Raw genomic sequence first — 575 nt, forward strand, 5'->3', positions numbered from 1 at the left:
AGACCGCTTATTAGATAACGAATTAAGCCATAATTTATTTATGGTTTAATTTTTCACATTCCTCGTTAAAGTAATGACATTTTACTTATTTAATTTTGAAATTAATGCAGGGAGCTAAACGGTGTTCGGTAGTCGTTTTAAAGATATCAATTTCAAAGGGGATATATTTGGCGGGGTGACCACGGCCATTATTTCTCTCCCTTTGGCGTTGGCGTTCGGGGTTGCTTCGGGGGCGGGTGCAGAAGCTGGCCTTTGGGGCGCCATAATGGTGGGCTTGTTTGCCTACTTATTTGGTGGCTCAAATACACTTATCTCAGAACCCACGGGGCCGATGACGGTGATCATGACAGCCGTATTGACCAGTATGATGGCGAAGTACCCTGAAACAGGTATGGCGATGACGTTTACTGTTGTCATGATGGCGGGTGCATTTCAGATCTTGCTTGGAACGCTGAAGATGGGTAAATACGTCACCTTAATGCCTTACAGCGTGATCTCCGGCTTTATGTCGGGTATTGGTGTCATACTCATCATTCTTCAATTGTCGCCACTCCTGGGGCACGCTGCGCCTGCGG

The 575-nt window shown here is 46.1% G+C and carries 1 protein-coding gene; it reads left to right on the forward strand.

Translation table 11 applies throughout. From position 1 onward, the window contains the following. Positions 1–121: 121 nt before the first annotated feature. Positions 122–575 (forward strand): SulP family inorganic anion transporter (locus R7Q48_RS29570; RefSeq protein ID WP_318133936.1); only part of this gene is annotated, 454 nt, incomplete at its 3' end.

The sequence above is a fragment of the Vibrio sp. 378 genome, from assembly GCF_033339435.1.